Below are 18,037 nucleotides of genomic sequence, written 5' to 3' on the forward strand. Positions count from 1 at the left end.
CATGCCATACTCGTTTGTGAGCCGGGGTAGACCGCCTCGGCTCGCTCCATGCCAGAATCGGCGATGCCAGCTTGGGCAGCCCCTGACGGCATACAACTGAACAACACGAACCATTCACTACGGATCGTCCGGCACGTACCTGCCGGTGAAGGGACAGATTACTGTGGCAACAGTGACGTTCGACAACGCAACACGCCTGTACCCGGGCACCGATAAGCCCGCGGTGGACAAGCTCAACATCCAGATCGCAGACGGCGAATTCCTCGTTCTGGTCGGCCCCTCCGGCTGCGGAAAGTCCACCTCCCTGCGCATGCTGGCTGGCTTGGAGGACGTCAACTCCGGCCGCATTCTGATCGGTGATCGCGACGTCACGGACGTCCCGCCGAAGGATCGCGACATCGCGATGGTGTTCCAGAACTACGCCCTGTACCCGCACATGACGGTCGCGGACAACATGGGCTTCGCCCTCAAGATCGCGGGGGTGTCGAAGGAGGAGCGCGCACAGCGTGTTCGCGAAGCCGCGAAGCTCCTCGACCTCGAGCAGTACCTCGACCGCAAACCGAAGGCCCTCTCCGGTGGCCAGCGTCAGCGCGTCGCGATGGGCCGCGCCATCGTCCGTAACCCGCAGGTCTTCCTCATGGACGAGCCGCTCTCGAACCTCGACGCCAAGCTCCGTGTCCAGACCCGCACGCAGATCGCGTCGCTCACCCGCCGCCTCGGCGTCACCACGGTCTACGTCACCCACGACCAGGTCGAGGCGATGACCATGGGCGATCGCGTCGCGGTGCTCAAGGATGGCCTCCTGCAGCAGGTGGACACGCCGCGCAACCTCTACGACAAGCCCCAGAACGTCTTCGTGGCCGGCTTCATCGGCTCGCCCGCGATGAACCTCCTCGAGCTTCCCGAGGCCGACGGCGGCGTCCAGTTCGGCGGCGCCGTGTACCCGGTTTCCCGCGATGTCCTTGCCGAGGCTTCGGGCAACACGGTCACGCTCGGCGTTCGGCCGGAGGACCTCGAGTCCACGACCCAGGGCGATGGCCTCGCGGTCGAGGTCGACGTGGTCGAGGAGCTCGGCGCCGACGCCTACATCTACGGCCACACCAATGTGAACGGCCAGTCTCATGACATCGTCGCCCGTACTGACGGCCGCCGCCCTCCGATGAAGGGTGACACGGTGTGGGTGCGCCCGCAGCAGGGTCACGTCCACCTGTTCGATACGAAGTCGGGCGAGCGCCTCGGCTAGTCTGGTCAGGACACAGCGCTGTGCCCGCCGGTTCTCCGGCGGGCACAGCCGTTTCCCCGGGAAATGAGCATGATGAACGGCGCCAACTGGCAGGACGAGCCGACCGACTACGACATGCTGGGCAAGCTTCCCCGCAAGCAACCGCTCAACGATCCGCCCCCCGCGAACGTCATGGGGTCCCTCAGCATCACGGCCGCGGCGGCTGACCCCGAGCTCCTGGACCTCCCGTGGCACATAGCCCTCGAGGAGTGGCCCGAGGAGTACCTCGCCGCCCTCCCCCGCGGTATCTCGCGGCACATCGTGCGCTTCGCGAAGCTCGGCGGCTCGGTCATCGCCGTCAAGGAGACGGGCGAGCACATCGCCCGGCACGAGTACCACATGCTGCGCCGCCTCCAGCGGCTCGACGTCCCCTGTGTGGAGCCGGTCGCCGTCATCCGCGATCGCCAGACGCCAGACGGCCGGCCACTCGACCCCGTGCTCGTGACGCGCCACCTGAAGTTCTCGCTCCCCTATCGCGCACTGTTCTCCCAGATGCTGCGCAAGGACACGCTCACGCGCCTCATCGATGCGCAGGCGCTCCTCCTCGTGCGGCTGCACCTCATCGGCTTCTACTGGGGCGACGTTTCGCTCTCCAACACGCTCTTCCGGCGCGACGCGGGGGCGTTCGCCGCCTATCTCGTGGACGCCGAGACTGGCGAGCTATACCCGGACCTCTCTACCGGCCAGCGCGAGTACGATCTCGAGATCGCCCGGGTCAACATCGCCGGCGAGCTCATGGACCTCCTCGAGGGCGGGCTGATCGACACCGAGGTCGATCCGGTCGCTACGAGCGAGCGCATCATGGATTCCTACCGGAACCTCTGGGCTGAGCTGACGGAGAAGGAGTCCTTCGAGCTGGGCGAGCGCTGGCGCGTGAGCGCCCGCATCCGGCGGCTCAATGAGCTCGGCTTCGACGTCGAGGAGTATGCGATCAAGACGACGGCGGGCGGCTCCACGATCCAGCTTCAGCCCAAAGTGGTCGACGCCGGTCACCACCAGCGGCGGCTGCTTCGCCTCACTGGTCTGGACGCCCAGGAGAATCAGGCCCGCCGGCTGCTCAACGACATGGACTCGTTCCGCGCCGACAACTTCCCCGACCAGGACGAGGAGATCGCTGCCCACGCGTGGGTGAGCCAAGTCTTCGAGCCGATCGTCCGGGCCATCCCGAAGGAGCTCTCCGGGAAGCTCGAGCCCGCCGAGGTCGTTCATCAAGTCCTCGAACACCGCTGGTACATGTCGGAGAAGCTCGACAGGCATGTGCCGCTCGCGGAAACCCTCCAGTCCTACATCGACACCGTGCTCCGGCATCGGCGGGACGAGGCCGCGATCATGCTCAATCCCGACACACAGACGCTCAAGATCCTCGAGGCCGAGGCCGCGCGGCAGGCGGAGGACGAGTTCGACGACGACGAAGCCGACGTCGACGTCGAAGACCCCGTCCAGGCCGACTGACGCGAGCCGGCTAGAGGACGGGGTGGCGCCTAGCCGACATGCTCCGTGAGCCACTCGACGAGGGGCCGGAGCTCGTTCCAGCAGTCCCGCACGCGGTCCCTTGCCTCGGGCGTGCTGAGCCACCCGGGGATGCCGAGCGCGCGCCCGGCCGTGAGCGACTTGTACTTCAGGAGTTCGCTCCGTGGGTGGTCGGGCGCGAACTCGCGGGGAACGGTCTTGAGCCGCTCGCCCTCCACCACGTAGCCCTTGTCCCGGAGTTCGGCGACGATGCGGACGAGTTCCTCCCCCGGTGAGTTGGCGTCGACGGCGGCGCGGAACTTCCCGGTCTGGGCCGGTGTGTGCGAGTGGTAGCCACCGCCCACCAAAAGGCCCGTGGCGTCGAGGTGGAGGTAGTAGCCCATCCCTTCACCCGTCGCTGCGAAGCCGCCTTGAGAGGTCTTGTACGGAGACTTGTCCTTGCTGAACCGGATGTCGCGGTTGGGCCGGAACGCCTTGCCCTCACCGAACTCGTCCGAGAGTTCGTCCAGCAGCGCCAGCATCGGGCCACGAACAGCGCGCTCGTAGACGTCCTTGTGCTCGAGCCACCATTCACGGTTGTTGTTGTCTTCGAGCCCAGCGTAGAACGCGAGCCCGTCGGCGGGAAATCCTTCAAAGCTGCTCATCGGAAGGATCATCAGCCCCTCAGCGCACGGTCTCGATGGCTTCCGGAGACACTCCGAAGTAGGCGACGTAGCGGCCCAAGATGAGGGGCCACTCGCTGTACTTCTCGTATTGTTCCCGACCCTCAGAACCGGTAGCCCACCCGTCGTGGGTGAATGTCACTGTCGTCGACGCACCACCCTCCGCCTCGTCGAACTCGACGAGCACGCGCATGGGAGCCGCGGCTCGCCACGCGAGCGTCCAGGCCAGTTCGATCGACGACGGCGGATCCTCCGAGAGCACTTCGCCCCACATTTGGCTCTCTCCCGTTTCGGACTCCTCGCCGACGACGCCGTCCTCGATATAAGGATGAGTTCCTTCGCCGAAGCCGGTGTAATTGGAGGGCCACCACAGGTGCAGATCCCCGGTGAAGGCGCTGTAGGCGACATCGCGGGGTGCAGGAACGGTGAAACGGTAGACGCGGGGCGGAGGCGCCTCCTGAGCCAGCGGACGCTCGTCTGACTGCGGACGGTGGGAGAACAGGGGATCCACGCGTGAGATCCTACCGCTCCTCCTCGGACCGGGGCAGGGCAAATTGGGTCCCGCACCCAAACCGTCCGTTTCGGGTACAGATGATCTGCACCCGAAACCCCTGTGGGGGCGGGTTCGCGTACCCGTGATGCCTGTGGGGTGGGTTTTCTGTACCCGAGACGGGGAAGCGGGCTGTGTTGCGGGGGCCCGGCGTGCCTGTGGCCGCCTTGGTCTGCCTGTTGCGGGTGCCGGGGTGCCTGTGGTCGTCTCTGGGTGCCTGTGGTGGTCCTTTTAAGTGCGGCGAGGGCCCCACTGTCGTTGTGGGGCCCTCGGCGTGTGGTGCTGTCCGGCGGTGTCCTACTCTCCCACACCCTGGCGGGTGCAGTACCATCGGCGCTGTGGGGCTTAGCTTCCGGGTTCGGGATGGGTCCGGGCGTTTCCCCCACGCTATGGCCGCCGTAACCCTTTTCCCAGCCGCCCCCGGCAGGGGGGTGGTGGAAGCGTGCGGTCGCGGTGCGCTGGTGCGCGGTGCTGTGTTCTGTTGTGCTGGTTCCCGTGGGGTTGTTGTCCGGGGACCGTAGAGTGGACGCGGGCAGTGCCGTTGTGTGTGTGTGTGTGAGGCTGTCGGCCTATTAGTACCGGTCGGCTTCGCAGGTCTTTGGTCCCTGCTTCCACGTCCGGCCTATCAACCCAGTGGTCTGCTGGGGGCCTTCAGGACAGATGTCCTTGGAGATCTCATCTCGAAGCGGGCTTCCCGCTTAGATGCTTTCAGCGGTTATCCCATCCGAACGTAGCCAAGCAGCGGTGCACCTGGCGGTACAACTGCCACACCAGAGGTTCGTCCGTCCCGGTCCTCTCGTACTGGGGACAGCCCTTCTCAGATCTCCTGCGCGCGCAGCGGATAGGGACCGAACTGTCTCACGACGTTCTAAACCCAGCTCGCGTACCGCTTTAATGGGCGAACAGCCCAACCCTTGGGACCTACTCCAGCCCCAGGATGCGACGAGCCGACATCGAGGTGCCAAACCATGCCGTCGATATGGACTCTTGGGCAAGATCAGCCTGTTATCCCCGAGGTACCTTTTATCCGTTGAGCGACGGCCCTTCCACGAGGTGCCGCCGGATCACTAGTCCCGACTTTCGTCCCTGCTCGAGATGCCTCTCTCACAGTCAAGCCCCCTTGTGCACTTGCACTCGCCACCTGGTTGCCGACCAGGCTGAGGGGACCTTTGGGCGCCTCCGTTACCCTTTGGGAGGCAACCGCCCCAGTTAAACTACCCGTCAGGCACTGTCCCTGGCCCGGATCACGGGCCGAGGTTGAGATGCCCAAAGCGACCAGAGTGGTATTTCAACGGCGACTCCACCGGCACTGGCGTGCCCGCTTCGCAGTCTCCCACCTATCCTACACAAGCCGCTCCGGACACCAATACCAAACTGTAGTGAAGGTCTCGGGGTCTTTCCGTCCTGCTGCGCGTAACGAGCATCTTTACTCGTAGTGCAATTTCGCCGAGCTCGCGGTCGAGACAGCGGGGAAGTCGTTACTCCATTCGTGCAGGTCGGAACTTACCCGACAAGGAATTTCGCTACCTTAGGATGGTTATAGTTACCACCGCCGTTTACTGGGGCTTGAATTCTCCGCTTCACCCCACGGAGGGGGCTGACGGGTCCTCTTGACCTTCCAGCACCGGGCAGGAGTCAGTCCGTATACATCGTCTTGCGACTTCGCACGGACCTGTGTTTTTAGTAAACAGTCGCTTCCCCCTGGTCTCTGCGACCCCTCCCCCCTCGGGCCAGCGCGTGGCCTCCAGGGTCGGGGTCCCCCTTCTCCCGAAGTTACGGGGGCATTTTGCCGAGTTCCTTGACCGCGATTCTCTCGATCGCCTCGGTATCCTCTACCTGATCACCTGTGTCGGTTTGGGGTACGGGCGGCTAGGACCTCGCGCCGATGCTTTTCTCGGCAGCATAGGATCACCCGATCCCCCCTCGCGGGGGTCCCGTCGGACCTCAGGCACATGGACGGCGGATTTCCCTACCGTCCGCCCTACATCCTTGGACCAGGTCAACCATCGCCTGGCCGGGCTGCCTTCCTGCGTCACACCTGTTAATGCGCTTGCCTCGGGGCCTCGGTTCCCGCGCTCACCCCGCACCCCCCGCCCCGAAGGGCGGGAAGGGCGACGGGGATCCGTCGGTTAGCATCGGCCCTCCGGCACTGGCGGTCCTTCGCCGGTACGGGAATATCGGCCCGTTGTCCATCGACTACGCCTGTCGGCCTCGCCTTAGGTCCCGACTCACCCAGGGCAGATTAGCTTGACCCTGGAACCCTTGATCATCCGGCGGACGGGTTTCCCACCCGTCTTTCGCTACTCATGCCTGCATTCTCACTCGTGCGGGCTCCACCGCTCGGTCACCCGGCGGCTTCAGACGCCCGCACGACGCTCCCCTACCCAGCCCCACCCCTGAACCACGAAGGCTAGGGACGCATGGGACTGCCGCGGCTTCGGCGGTGTGCTTGAGCCCCGCTACATTGTCGGCGCGGAATCACTTGACCAGTGAGCTATTACGCACTCTTTCAAGGGTGGCTGCTTCTAAGCCAACCTCCTGGTTGTCTCTGCGACTCCACATCCTTTCCCACTTAGCACACGCTTGGGGGCCTTAGCCGGCGGTCTGGGCTGTTTCCCTCTCGACCACGGAGCTTATCCCCCGCGGTCTCACTGCTGCGCTGGTCTTGCCGGCATTCGGAGTTTGGCTGACGTCAGTAACCTGGTCGGGCCCATCGGCCATCCAGTAGCTCTACCTCCGGCAAGGAACACGCAACGCTGCACCTAAATGCATTTCGGGGAGAACCAGCTATCACGGGGTTTGATTGGCCTTTCACCCCTACCCACAGCTCATCCCCTCCATTTTCAACTGAAGTGGGTTCGGTCCTCCACGACGTCTTACCGTCGCTTCAACCTGGCCATGGGTAGATCACCCCGCTTCGGGTCTAGACCGCGCCACTGAACGCCCTGTTCAGACTCGCTTTCGCTGCGGCTCCCCCACACGGGTTAACCTCGCGACACGGCACTAACTCGCAGGCTCATTCTTCAAAAGGCACGCCATCACCGGAACAAGCCGGCTCTGACGGATTGTAGGCGCACGGTTTCAGGTACTCTTTCACTCCCCTCCCGGGGTACTTTTCACCTTTCCCTCACGGTACTGGTCCGCTATCGGTCATCGGGTAGTATTCAGGCTTATCAGGTGGTCCTGACAGATTCACACGGGATTCCTCGGGCCCCGTGCTACTCGGGGACACCCGCAAGGACGAAAAGCAGGGCATTCACGGCTACGGGACTCACACCCACTCCGGCCGGCCGTTCAAGACCGTTCGCCTATACCCCACCACGCCCCGGCACGCCGGCAGACGCACCAAGCAGGACCCCACAACCCCATGCGCGCAACCCCTGCCGGGTATCGCACGCGCACAGTTTGGCCCTCGTCCGCGTTCGCTCGCCACTACTGACGGAATCACTGTTGTTTTCTCTTCCTGCGGGTACTGAGATGTTTCACTTCCCCGCGTTCCCCCCACACCGCCTATGCGTTCAGCGGCAGGTCACCGCACATGACATGCGGCGGGGTTTCCCCATTCGGACACCCTGGGATCACCGTCCGGTTATCGACTCCCCCAGGCTTATCGCAGATTCCCACGTCCTTCATCGGCTCCCGATGCCAAGGCATCCACCGTACGCCCTTGAAAACCTCGCACCCACACGGGCACAAAAAAACACTTCCAAGGAACAAGGCCCGCAACCCCACCACCCGAAAGCAGCAGGGCGCAGGACCAAGAAACAAAAAGAAGAAATTGCACACGGCACCACACGACCCCCGCACCCCCCACAGAAAGGGAGGCACCCGGGCCCATGGCACCGCAAGATGCTCGCGTCCACTATACAGTTCTCAAACAACAACCCCCACCGGCCCCCCGCACCCCACAAGGGGACAACGGGGAGGACCCGGAAGGGAACAGATCCGGGACTGCTGCCCCAGGACCCAACAGCGTGCCACCACCCGCACACCCCCCACCAAGGGAAGGCGCACGCGCCGGCCCGGCCCCACCGGGCACCGCAGCCGCTTTCCAGCCCCAGCACACCCCCCGCACCCGCACAGAGACGGGAACAGGGAGGGCACGGGACGTACTCGCACCACGGCACCCCACAGGGCGCCAGGCCATCCGATATGACGTTCCACCCACGAGCACCCGCCGCAGGGCATCCGCCTGCGCAACGGGCTCCCACCTGCCCCACGGGCACACCGGCGCAGCGCGCCGGCACCCGCAACGGGGAGGGGCTCCTTAGAAAGGAGGTGATCCAGCCGCACCTTCCGGTACGGCTACCTTGTTACGACTTAGTCCCAATCGCCAGTCCCACCTTCGACGGCTCCCTCCCCACAGGGGGGTTGGGCCACCGGCTTCGGGTGTTACCGACTTTCGTGACTTGACGGGCGGTGTGTACAAGGCCCGGGAACGTATTCACCGCAGCGTTGCTGATCTGCGATTACTAGCGACTCCGACTTCATGGGGTCGAGTTGCAGACCCCAATCCGAACTGAGACCGGCTTTCTGGGATTGGCTCAGCCTCACAGCATCGCAACCCTTTGTACCGGCCATTGTAGCATGCGTGAAGCCCAAGGCATAAGGGGCATGATGATTTGACGTCGTCCCCACCTTCCTCCGAGTTGACCCCGGCAGTCTCCCATGAGTCCCCACCTTCAAGTGCTGGCAACATGGAACGAGGGTTGCGCTCGTTGCGGGACTTAACCCAACATCTCACGACACGAGCTGACGACAACCATGCACCACCTGTGGACCGGCCCCGAAGGGAGGGACTGTCTCCAGCCCTGTCCGGCCCATGTCAAGCCTTGGTAAGGTTCTTCGCGTTGCATCGAATTAATCCGCATGCTCCGCCGCTTGTGCGGGCCCCCGTCAATTCCTTTGAGTTTTAGCCTTGCGGCCGTACTCCCCAGGCGGGGCACTTAATGCGTTAGCTGCGGCGCGGAGGACGTGGAATGCCCCCCACACCTAGTGCCCAACGTTTACGGCGTGGACTACCAGGGTATCTAATCCTGTTCGCTCCCCACGCTTTCGCTCCTCAGCGTCAGTTACAGCCCAGAGACCTGCCTTCGCCATCGGTGTTCCTCCTGATATCTGCGCATTTCACCGCTACACCAGGAATTCCAGTCTCCCCTACTGCACTCCAGCCTGCCCGTACCCACTGCAGACCCGGGGTTGAGCCCCGGGCTTTCACAGCAGACGCGACAAACCGCCTACGAGCTCTTTACGCCCAATAATTCCGGATAACGCTCGCGCCCTACGTATTACCGCGGCTGCTGGCACGTAGTTAGCCGGCGCTTCTTCCGCGGGTACCCTCACCACCGAAGCGGCTTGTTCCCCGCCGAAAGGGGTTTACAACCCGAAGGCCGTCATCCCCCACGCGGCGTCGCTGCATCAGGCTTGCGCCCATTGTGCAATATTCCCCACTGCTGCCTCCCGTAGGAGTCTGGGCCGTGTCTCAGTCCCAGTGTGGCCGGTCACCCTCTCAGGCCGGCTACCCGTCGTCGCCTTGGTAGGCCATCACCCCACCAACAAGCTGATAGGCCGCGAGCCCATCCAAGACCGCACAAGGCTTTCCACCCCCCACCATGCGGCAGGAAGCGGACATCCGGTATTAGACCCAGTTTCCCAGGCTTATCCCAGAGTCAAGGGCAGGTTGCTCACGTGTTACTCACCCGTTCGCCACTAATCCACCCCCGAAGGGGCATCATCGTCCGACTTGCATGTGTTAAGCACGCCGCCAGCGTTCATCCTGAGCCAGGATCAAACTCTCCGTCAAAAAACAAAAAAGCACAGGCAGCCGGCACGCGCCCCGGAAAAAGGACACCCCCGACCACCAGATCCAAGCCAAAAACCCAGCCCGCACACAGGGGCGCGCAGGCCAGGCAATACAGCCATCAAAAAAATGGCGTCAATCGAACATGGCACACTATTGAGTTCTCAAACAACAGGCCCCTCCGGAACCCCACCAGAACCCCTGGCTCGCTCCGAAGCAACTTTTCAAACTTACCTGTTCTGCCTCACCGAGTCAAACCGGCCGTTCGGCCAGCAGGCTGTGTGGTGTTGAACAAGAAGTCTTGGCACCGCCGTACTCGGTGGCGCGGGATATGACTATACCACCCCTCCGACGGGAGTGCCAACCGTCCAGCCAGCGAAGCAGGAGGGCCCGGAATCCGCGGATCCCGGGCCCTCCCCAGCCCTTCCCGAGCCCTCTCGCGAGCGTGGCGCCGCTTGTGCCGCACTGCGTTATTCGAACACGGTCATCCGACGCGCGGCTGAGGGCGCCCACCTCACGTGAGCCTCTCGCTCACTCCTTCGAGTCGGGCACGAGGTACACGGCACCCAGCGGGGGCAGCGTGAGCGTTACGGCCGCGGGCTTTCCGTCCCATTCGCGCGCCTCGGCCATCACAAGCCCACCGTTCGTGACCCCCGAGCCGCCGTACTCAGTTGCGTCGGTGTTCACGACCTCGCGCCACGCGCCACTCAGGGGGACGCCAGCGGTGTAGTCCAAGTGCGGGTTGCCGGCGAAGTTCACAAGGCACACGAGCGGCTGACCGTCCGCCGACCAGCGAATGAACGAGACGACATTGTGGTCCCCGTCGTCACCCCGGATCCACTCGAATCCGGCCGGGTCGTTGTCCTGCGTGTAGAGCGCGGGCGTCTCTCGGTACACCTCGTTGAGGTCCCGGAACAGTCGCTGAAGACCCTTGTGCGGTTCGGTGTCCGCAAGCCACCAGTCGAGGCCGTGCTCCTGGTTCCACTCCCCCTCCTGCCCGAACTCGCAGCCCATGAAGATGAGCTGCTTGCCTGGGTGCGCCCACTGGTAGGCGTAGAAAGCACGGAGGTTGGCGAGCTGCTGCCACCGGTCTCCCGGCATCTTCCGCAGCATCGAGCCCTTGCCGTGGACCACCTCGTCATGGCTGATCGGGAGCAGGAAGTTCTCGCTGAAGGCGTACATGATCGAGAACGTGATCTGGTTGTGATGCCAGCGGCGGTTGAACGGGTCCTCGTGCATGTACTGGAGCGAGTCGTGCATCCACCCCATGTTCCACTTGAGCCCGAAGCCGAGCCCATTCATCGACGTGGGCTTGGTGACACCCGGGAAGGCAGTCGACTCTTCGGCAATCATGACGATGCCGGGGTTCCGCTTGTAGGCCGTGGCGTTCGCCTCTTGGAGGAAGGAGATCGCCTCGAGGTTCTCCCGGCCGCCGAATTGGTTGGGCCTCCACTGCCCTTCCTTGCGGGAGTAGTCGAGATAGAGCATCGAGGCGACGGCGTCCACCCGGAGACCGTCGATGTGAAACTCCTCGAACCAGAACAGGGCGTTGGCCACGAGGAAGTTCCGGACCTCGGTGCGGCCGAAGTTGAAGATGTAGGTCCCCCAGTCGGGGTGCTCGCCCTGCATGGGATCGGCGTGCTCGTACAGGGGCTCGCCGTCGAAACGTGCGAGTGCCCACTCATCCTTGGGGAAGTGCGCGGGCACCCAGTCGACGATCACGCCGATGCCGGCTTGGTGAAGTTGGTCGACCAGGTACCGGAAGTCGTCCGGGTCGCCGAATCGTGACGTCGGGGCGTAGTAGGACGTGACCTGATAGCCCCAGGAACCCCCAAATGGGTGTTCGGCGACCGGCATGAATTCGACGTGGGTGAAGCCCATTTCCTTCACGTACGCGACAAGTTCCGTCGCGAGTTCCCGGTAGCTGAGCCCCGGGCGCCAGGAGCCGAGGTGCACCTCGTACACACTCATGGGCAGGTTGTGCGGGTCGCGGACGGCGCGGGCACGCATCCACTCTTCGTCCTTGAACGCGTACCGCGACTCGACGACGCGTGAAGCCGTCCGCGGCGGTACCTCGGTGCCGAAAGCCATGGGGTCCGCGCGTTCGATCCAGTGGCCGGACTTCGTGAGGATGCCGAACTTGTAGCACGCCCCTGCTACAACCCCAGGGATGAAGATCTCCCAGACGCCCGAGGAGCCGAGACTCCGCATAGCGTGCTCGCGTCCGTCCCAGCCGTTGAAGTCGCCCTTCACCTGGACGGCTTGGGCGTTGGGGGCCCACACCGAGAACGCGGTTCCCTCGATGTCCCCCATGACGGAGTGGAAGTGCTGGACGCGGGCGCCCAAAGCCTTCCACAGCTGCTCGTGCCTGCCCTCGCCGATCAGGTAGAGGTCCAGCTCGCCGAGCGTCGGCATGAAGCGGTACGGTTCGTCGACGTTCACTATGTGGCCGTCCCCGTACTCGACCTCGAGGCGATAGTCCGGCACGCCGCCGTCCTCCCGCGGTGGGAGGACGGCGGTCCAAACCCCATGCGACTCATGATGCAGGGGGATCCTGCCCTCGGGAGTGATCGCGGTGACTCCGGTCGCGAGGTGCTTGAGCGTTCGGATCGTGACCGACCCGTCTTCGCCCAAATGTGCGCCGAGGACGGCGTGAGGTGCGTGGAACGATCCGGACGCGACGCGGCTCAGTACATCCTGGGGAACGGGGATCGGGGCGATGGAGTCCACCCTCCCCAAGGCCTCGGCACCCTCCTGCTCGGTGTGCTCTGACACGTCACTCTCCTCTCCTGCGCGGCTTGCCGCCGTCGCTTCTGCAAGTCTGTCTGAACTGAGGGGCACCGCGTGCTCACCTCCAGGAACGTAGGCACTGAGGGCAGTGCGGACCGCGCGCAGCGGGATCTCGGCCCAGGCTGGGCGGTTCCGTTCCTCGTACCCGACCTCGTAGAGCGCCTTGTCGAGCCAAAGGGCGGCGAAGAGCGGCCCCTCGAAGGGGTCCGGCTGAGGCAGGACCTCCGAGTAGCCCTCCCAGAATGCCCGGCCCGCGGTGTCCGCCCAACCCTTTGGAACGCGCGCAGCCGGGACTGTGCGCTCGGCCGCGCCAGCGGCGTAGTCGAAGGACCGCAGCATGCCGACGACGTCGCGCAGCGGCACGTCGGGCCGGCTCCGCTCCGCGACGGGCCGCAGGGGTTCGCCTTCGAAGTCGAGGATCGCGTAGGGGCGCTCCGCATGATCGGGGAAGTACAGGATCTGCCCGAGGTGAAGGTCGCCGTGGACCCGCTGGACCCGCAGCCCGGAGGCTTCGCCGGCCAGCGTCTCGAGGAGCCGCTCGAGCGCCTCGTCGGGCAACCCCACGCTCTCGCGCACTTCCCGCCACGCAGTGCGGAGCCGATCGGCAAGGACACCGACGAACTCGATCGCGGCGTCGTTGTTGAGCTCGTCGCTCCCCAGGCTCGCCTCAAGGGCCTGGTGGACGCGCGCCGTCGCCCCTCCGAGCCCACGCGCATGCCCCGAGAAGTCCTCGCCGGCTGCCGCGGCGTCGAGCGCCAGCTGCCACAAGTCTTTCCCGCCAGGCAGGAATTCATGGACGACGGCGAGCTGGCCGCGCGCTGATCCCTCGCCGTGGAGTCTCCATGCGCCGTCGACCCAGCCGAGGGTCGCCGGCACGTCGGCGGCGCCCGCCTGGGCGAGTGCCGCGCCGAGTTCGACCTCTGGATTGAGGCCGTCCGCAGGCTGGCGGAGCACCTTGACCATGGCCTCGGCGTCGGCCGAGCGAACGATGATAGACGTGTTGGACTGCTCGCTCGAGAGGACGCGGCACGAGATCTCGCCCTCGGGGATGAGGCCCGCACCGCTCGTACGGCCCCACGCAGTCCCGGCCTTCGCCGGGCCGCCCGAGGAGATCAGGGCCAGAAGGGACCTGACGAACGCGGGGTCGTGGACGCCGTCGTAGATCCAGCGCGCCCCGAATGCGGAGTGCTCGCTCCGGCCGATCAGTGCGTGCCCGGCGTCCGGAAGAGGTTCGTCCCGGTAGGTGACGGGGACGTTCAGCACGACTTCGAGGCGGCCGGCCTTGACCCTGACGAGGTGGATCTCGATGTCCACCTTGCCCTCGGGGTCCTCGAGGCGAACACTGCCCGTGCGGGCGAACTCCGCCTGGCGGCCCTTCGCCGGGTACCAGCGCTGGGACGGTAGCCAGCGCTCGAGGAGCTCGGCGAGCGGCGGGGTGAGGACGGGCTCTTCTTCCGTGTGCGTCATTCGACCAATTCCCCCTCATGGGTGACCGCACCACTCGCAGTGATGATCGGCATCGCCTGAGTAAACGGACTGCTCGGCACACTGCCTGCGCTGCGGATGCGGAGCCAGTAGTAGCCGTGTGGGCCCAAGGTCACGTGGAAGCGGCCGTCGGGACCGACCTCCGAAAAGGGCTCGCCGCCGAAGAGATCACGGAGACCGCGCCCCTCGTATCCTGCGAGGTCGAGGTGCGAGCCCACGGGGTGGCCCGAGAGATTGAAGACGCATAGCACGGTCTCCCCCGGCTCGCCGGGAACCTCGTTCGGCCTGAGATCGCGGACGAACGCAAGCACCTGCTCGGCGTCGGCGTTGATGTTGCGGTAGGAGCCGAGCCCGAACACGGGATGCCCGCGGCGAACCCCGAGGATGTTCCTCGTCCAGCGCAGGAGCGAGCCCGAGTGCGCCATCTCGGCCTCCACGTTGGCCATCGAATAGTTGTAGACGAGGGACTGAATCGTCGGCAGGTAGAGCTTGCCGGGATCCGCGATGGAGAAGCCGGCATTCCGGTCGGGATTCCACTGCATCGGCGTGCGGACGGCGTCGCGGTCCTGGAGCCAGATGTTGTCGCCCATGCCGACCTCGTCCCCGTAGTACAGGAACGGACTCCCGGGGAGCGAGAGCAGGAGCGCGTTGATGAGCTCGATCTCGTGCCGCGAGTTGTCGAGGAGCGGCGCCAGACGGCGCCGAATGCCGATGTTGGCCCGCATTCGGGGATCCGAGGCGTACCAGCCGAGCATCGCCTCGCGTTCCTCGATGGTCACCATCTCGAGGGTGAGCTCGTCGTGGTTGCGCAGGAACGTGCCCCACTGCGCGCCCGCCGGGATGTCGGGCGTATCGATCATCGTGTCGATGATCGGCTTGGCCCGCTGGTCGCGGAGCGCGTAGTAGAGGCGCGGCATGATCGGGAAGTGGAAGGCCATGTGGCACTCCGGTGCTTCCTCTGTCCCGAAGTATTCGACCACCTCGTGGGGCGGCTGGTTCGCCTCGGCGATGATGATGCGGCCGGGGTACTTCTGGTCCATCATCGCGCGCAGCTTGACGAGGAAGTCATGGGTCGCGGGCAGGTTCTCGCAGTTGGTGCCCTCCTCTTCGAAGAGGTAGGGGATCGCGTCGGCCCGGATGCCGTCCACGCCCTGGTCGAGCCAGAACTTGAAGACGTCGAAGACGGCCTCGACGACCGCCGGGTTCTCGAAATTGAGATCCGGCTGATGGCTGAAGAACCGGTGCCAGAAGAACTGGCGGCGGATCGGGTCGAACGTCCAGTTCGACTCCTCCGTGTCGATGAAGATGATGCGGGCGTCCGTGTACTTCTGATCGGTGTCGCTCCACACGTAGAAGTCACCGTAAGGGCCGTCAGGGTTGCGCCTGGACTCCTGGAACCAGCGGTGCTGGTCCGAGGTGTGGTTGATCGGAAGGTCGATGATGATGCGCACGCCCCGAGCGTGGGCCTCGGCGACGAGACGCTGGAAGTCGCTGATCGAGCCGAATTCCGGCAGAACCGACTCGTAGTCCGAGACGTCGTACCCGCCGTCCCGCAGCGGCGACTCGAAGAAAGGGGGCAGCCAGAGGCAGTCGACCCCAAGCCATTGCAGGTAGTCGAGCTTGTCGATGAGGCCTTGAATATCGCCAGATCCGTCACCGTTCGCGTCCGCAAAGGCCCTGACGAGAACCTCGTAGAACACCGCCTTGCGATACCAGTACGGATCGTGTTGGAGACCTGGCGCGTTCACATTGAAGTTCTGCTTCGCCTGCTGGCCTAGGTTCATCTGGCGTTTGCTCCTTCCGACGGTCTTGCCGACGTATCCGGGCAGTGAGGCTACGGTAGCGCCAGCCGGTGCGGTCGGCCAGCGCCCCTCTCCCGCCGCCTAGCGCCGCACGTGCAGGATGTGCGCGGGCTCAACGTAGGCGTCGAGTCGGACGTAGTTCTCTACTCCCCACTGCCAGCTTTGCCCCGAAATGAGGTCGTCAACACGGAACTTCCCCTCGCTGTCGAAGAGCTCGGGCTCCAGGTCCAGTGATTCGAGGTCGAGATGCACCGAGGATTCGCGGGCGCTGTGGGGGTCAACGTTGACGACGACGATGAGCGTGTCCTTCGTGCCGTCCGCGAGGATCTTGTGCTTCGAGAACACGAGCGTCGCGTCATCCGTGCTCCAGTGGAGCGTGAGGTTCTGGAGGTCGTCGAGAGCCGGGTGCGCATGGCGGATCTCGTTGAGCCGGGTGATGTACGGCGCGAGGGACCGCCCCTCCGCCTCGGCCCGCGCCCAGTCACGCTGCTTGTACTCGTACTTCTCGTTGTCGATGTACTCCTCGGCTCCCGGACGGGCGACGTGCTCGAAGAGCTCGAACCCCGCGTACACGCCCCAGGAGGGCGCCGCCATCGACGCGATCACGGCCCGGGCCTTGAAGGCCGGAATGCCGCCGTACTGGAGGTACTCCGTGAGGATGTCCGGCGTGTTCACGAAGAGGTTCGGCCGGTAGAAGGGCGACCATTCCTTCGAGATCATCGTGAGGAACTCCTCGAGCTCCTCACGGCTGTTCCGCCAGGTGAAGTAGCTGTAGGACTGCTGGAACCCCGCTCGCCCCAAGGCCTTCATCATGGCGGGCCGTGTGAACGCCTCGGCGAGGAAGACGACGTCGCCATGCTCCTCGTTGACCTTGCCGATGAGCCATTCCCAGAACCACACGGGCTTCGTGTGGGGATTGTCGACACGGAAGATCCGCACGCCGTGGTCGATCCAGAGGTTGACGATCCGCAGCACTTCCTTGCTCAGGCCCTCGGGATCGTTGTCGAAGTTGAGCGGGTAGATGTCCTGGTACTTCTTCGGGGGGTTCTCGGCGTATGCGATCGAGCCGTCCACGCGAGTGGTGAACCACTCGGGGTGGGACTGGACCCACGGGTGGTCGGGCGAGGCCTGGAGCGCGAGATCGAGGGCTACCTCGAGACCGACCTCGTTCGCACCTGCCACGAAGGCGTCGAAGTCCTCGAAGCTCCCGAGGTCAGGGTGGATCGCGTCATGGCCGCCCTCGGACGAACCGATCGCCCACGGCGAGCCGGGATCCCCAGGACCTGCGTTGAGCGAGTTGTTGGGCCCCTTCCGGAACGCGTACCCGATCGGGTGGATCGGCGGGAGATAGATGACGTCGAAGCCCATCCCCGCAACGCCCGGAAGCCGCTCGGCAGCTGTCCGGAAGTTCCCGGACGTCCATTCGCCCGTTTCGGGGTTGCGGACCGCGCCCTCGGAGCGCGGGAAGAACTCGTACCAGGCACCGCGCCCGGCGCGGTCACGCTCCACGAGAAGGGGGAAATGCTCCGTCTCGGTCACAAGCTCGCGAATCGGCTGGCGCTCGATGACCCCCAAGACTTCAGAAGTTTCGCCGGCCGCGAGACGCTCCTCGACCGAACGATTCTGGTCGCCCAGTACCCCCGCGGCAGCCCGCAGAATGTCACGGTCGCCGCCTGGGCGAGCGTCGTCGTCGGCCGCCTCGCCCAAGAGCTTCGCCCCTTCGGCGAGCATGAGCTCGACGTCGACCCCCGCCGCGACCTTCACGTCCGCGTTGTGGTGCCATGTGCCGTACCGGTCGTGCCAGGCCTCAATGGTGAAGCTCCAGAGCCCCGGCTCGCCCGGAGTGAGCACGCCGCCCCAGCGGTCGAGGCCCGGACCGAGGGACTCCAGACGCACGCGCTGCTGCTCATCTCCGCGCGGGCCGTACAGGACGGCGGTCACGCCGAGGGCGTCATGCCCCTCCCGCGTCGCCGTCGCCGTCACCACTATCTGTTCGCCAGGGAGGGCCTTGGCGGGGAATCGACCTCCCTCGACAACGGGCGAGACGTCCGTGACGGGGAACCGCCCAAAGCGGAGGTTGTTGGGAAGCGCGGTCTCGAGTCCAGGCACTGCGGAGTCCTTTCGCGGCGGGCACTGCCCAAGGGTCCGAACCGCGAGGGCCGGACCCTAAGGGCCGATTCATGCGCCACGATAGCC

The 18,037-nt window shown here is 65.0% G+C and carries 7 protein-coding genes and 3 rRNA genes; 2 read left to right on the forward strand and 8 right to left on the reverse strand.

Annotated features, from left to right (window positions below; genetic code table 11):
- Positions 1 to 163 precede the first annotated feature (163 nt).
- The gene (locus L0M17_RS16725) at positions 164 to 1,243 is read left to right on the forward strand and encodes an ABC transporter ATP-binding protein (protein WP_241055498.1); all 1,080 of its coding nucleotides are present in this window, start codon (positions 164 to 166) and stop codon (positions 1,241 to 1,243) included.
- Between the two features lie 63 nt (positions 1,244 to 1,306).
- A complete protein-coding gene (locus L0M17_RS16730; protein WP_241055500.1) occupies positions 1,307 to 2,734 on the forward strand; it encodes a DUF4032 domain-containing protein in 1,428 nt (475 codons plus the stop codon).
- A 29-nt stretch (positions 2,735 to 2,763) separates the two neighbouring features.
- Here L0M17_RS16730 and L0M17_RS16735 read toward each other — a convergent pair whose 3' ends face one another.
- The 8 genes from L0M17_RS16735 to L0M17_RS16770 form a co-directional block, all read right to left on the reverse strand.
- Positions 2,764 to 3,396: a DUF2461 domain-containing protein gene (locus L0M17_RS16735; RefSeq protein ID WP_241055501.1), complete on the reverse strand. Its 633-nt coding sequence runs from the start codon at positions 3,394 to 3,396 to the stop codon at positions 2,764 to 2,766.
- Positions 3,397 to 3,415: 19 nt separating this feature from the next.
- A complete protein-coding gene (locus L0M17_RS16740) occupies positions 3,416 to 3,925 on the reverse strand; it encodes an SRPBCC domain-containing protein (protein ID WP_241055503.1) in 510 nt (169 codons plus the stop codon).
- A 323-nt stretch (positions 3,926 to 4,248) separates the two neighbouring features.
- Positions 4,249 to 4,365: ribosomal RNA gene (gene rrf / locus L0M17_RS16745) — 5S ribosomal RNA — on the reverse strand.
- A gap of 151 nt (positions 4,366 to 4,516) precedes the next feature.
- Positions 4,517 to 7,645 (reverse strand): 23S ribosomal RNA (locus L0M17_RS16750).
- 590 nt (positions 7,646 to 8,235) lie between these two features.
- A 16S ribosomal RNA gene (locus L0M17_RS16755) occupies positions 8,236 to 9,767 on the reverse strand.
- Together the 16S, 23S and 5S rRNA genes form the textbook arrangement of a ribosomal RNA operon.
- A 528-nt stretch (positions 9,768 to 10,295) precedes the next feature.
- Positions 10,296 to 14,021 (reverse strand): 1,4-alpha-glucan branching protein GlgB, encoded by a 3,726-nt coding sequence (gene glgB / locus L0M17_RS16760; protein ID WP_241055505.1) that lies wholly within the window; start codon positions 14,019 to 14,021, stop codon positions 10,296 to 10,298.
- Positions 14,018 to 15,823 (reverse strand): maltose alpha-D-glucosyltransferase, encoded by a 1,806-nt coding sequence (gene treS / locus L0M17_RS16765; RefSeq protein WP_241055507.1) that lies wholly within the window; start codon positions 15,821 to 15,823, stop codon positions 14,018 to 14,020. Before treS ends, glgB begins: the two co-directional genes overlap by 4 nt.
- A 99-nt stretch (positions 15,824 to 15,922) precedes the next feature.
- Entirely contained in the window at positions 15,923 to 17,950 is a 2,028-nt protein-coding gene (locus L0M17_RS16770) for an alpha-1,4-glucan--maltose-1-phosphate maltosyltransferase (RefSeq protein WP_241055508.1), read from the reverse strand.
- Between the last annotated feature and the right edge of the window lie 87 nt (positions 17,951 to 18,037).

It is taken from the genome of Sinomonas terrae (assembly GCF_022539255.1).
Lineage (GTDB): Bacteria > Actinomycetota > Actinomycetes > Actinomycetales > Micrococcaceae > Sinomonas > Sinomonas terrae.

What these genes read in the sequence shown, in the direction of transcription:
- L0M17_RS16730 (WP_241055500.1), top strand. Translation starts at nt 1,307, where the DNA reads ATGAGCATGATGAACGGCGCCAACTGGCAGGACGAGCCGACCGACTAC.
- L0M17_RS16735 (WP_241055501.1), bottom strand. Translation starts at nt 3,396, where the DNA reads ATGAGCAGCTTTGAAGGATTTCCCGCCGACGGGCTCGCGTTCTACGCT.
- glgB (WP_241055505.1), bottom strand. Translation starts at nt 14,021, where the DNA reads ATGACGCACACGGAAGAAGAGCCCGTCCTCACCCCGCCGCTCGCCGAG.
- treS (WP_241055507.1), bottom strand. Translation starts at nt 15,823, where the DNA reads ATGAACCTAGGCCAGCAGGCGAAGCAGAACTTCAATGTGAACGCGCCA.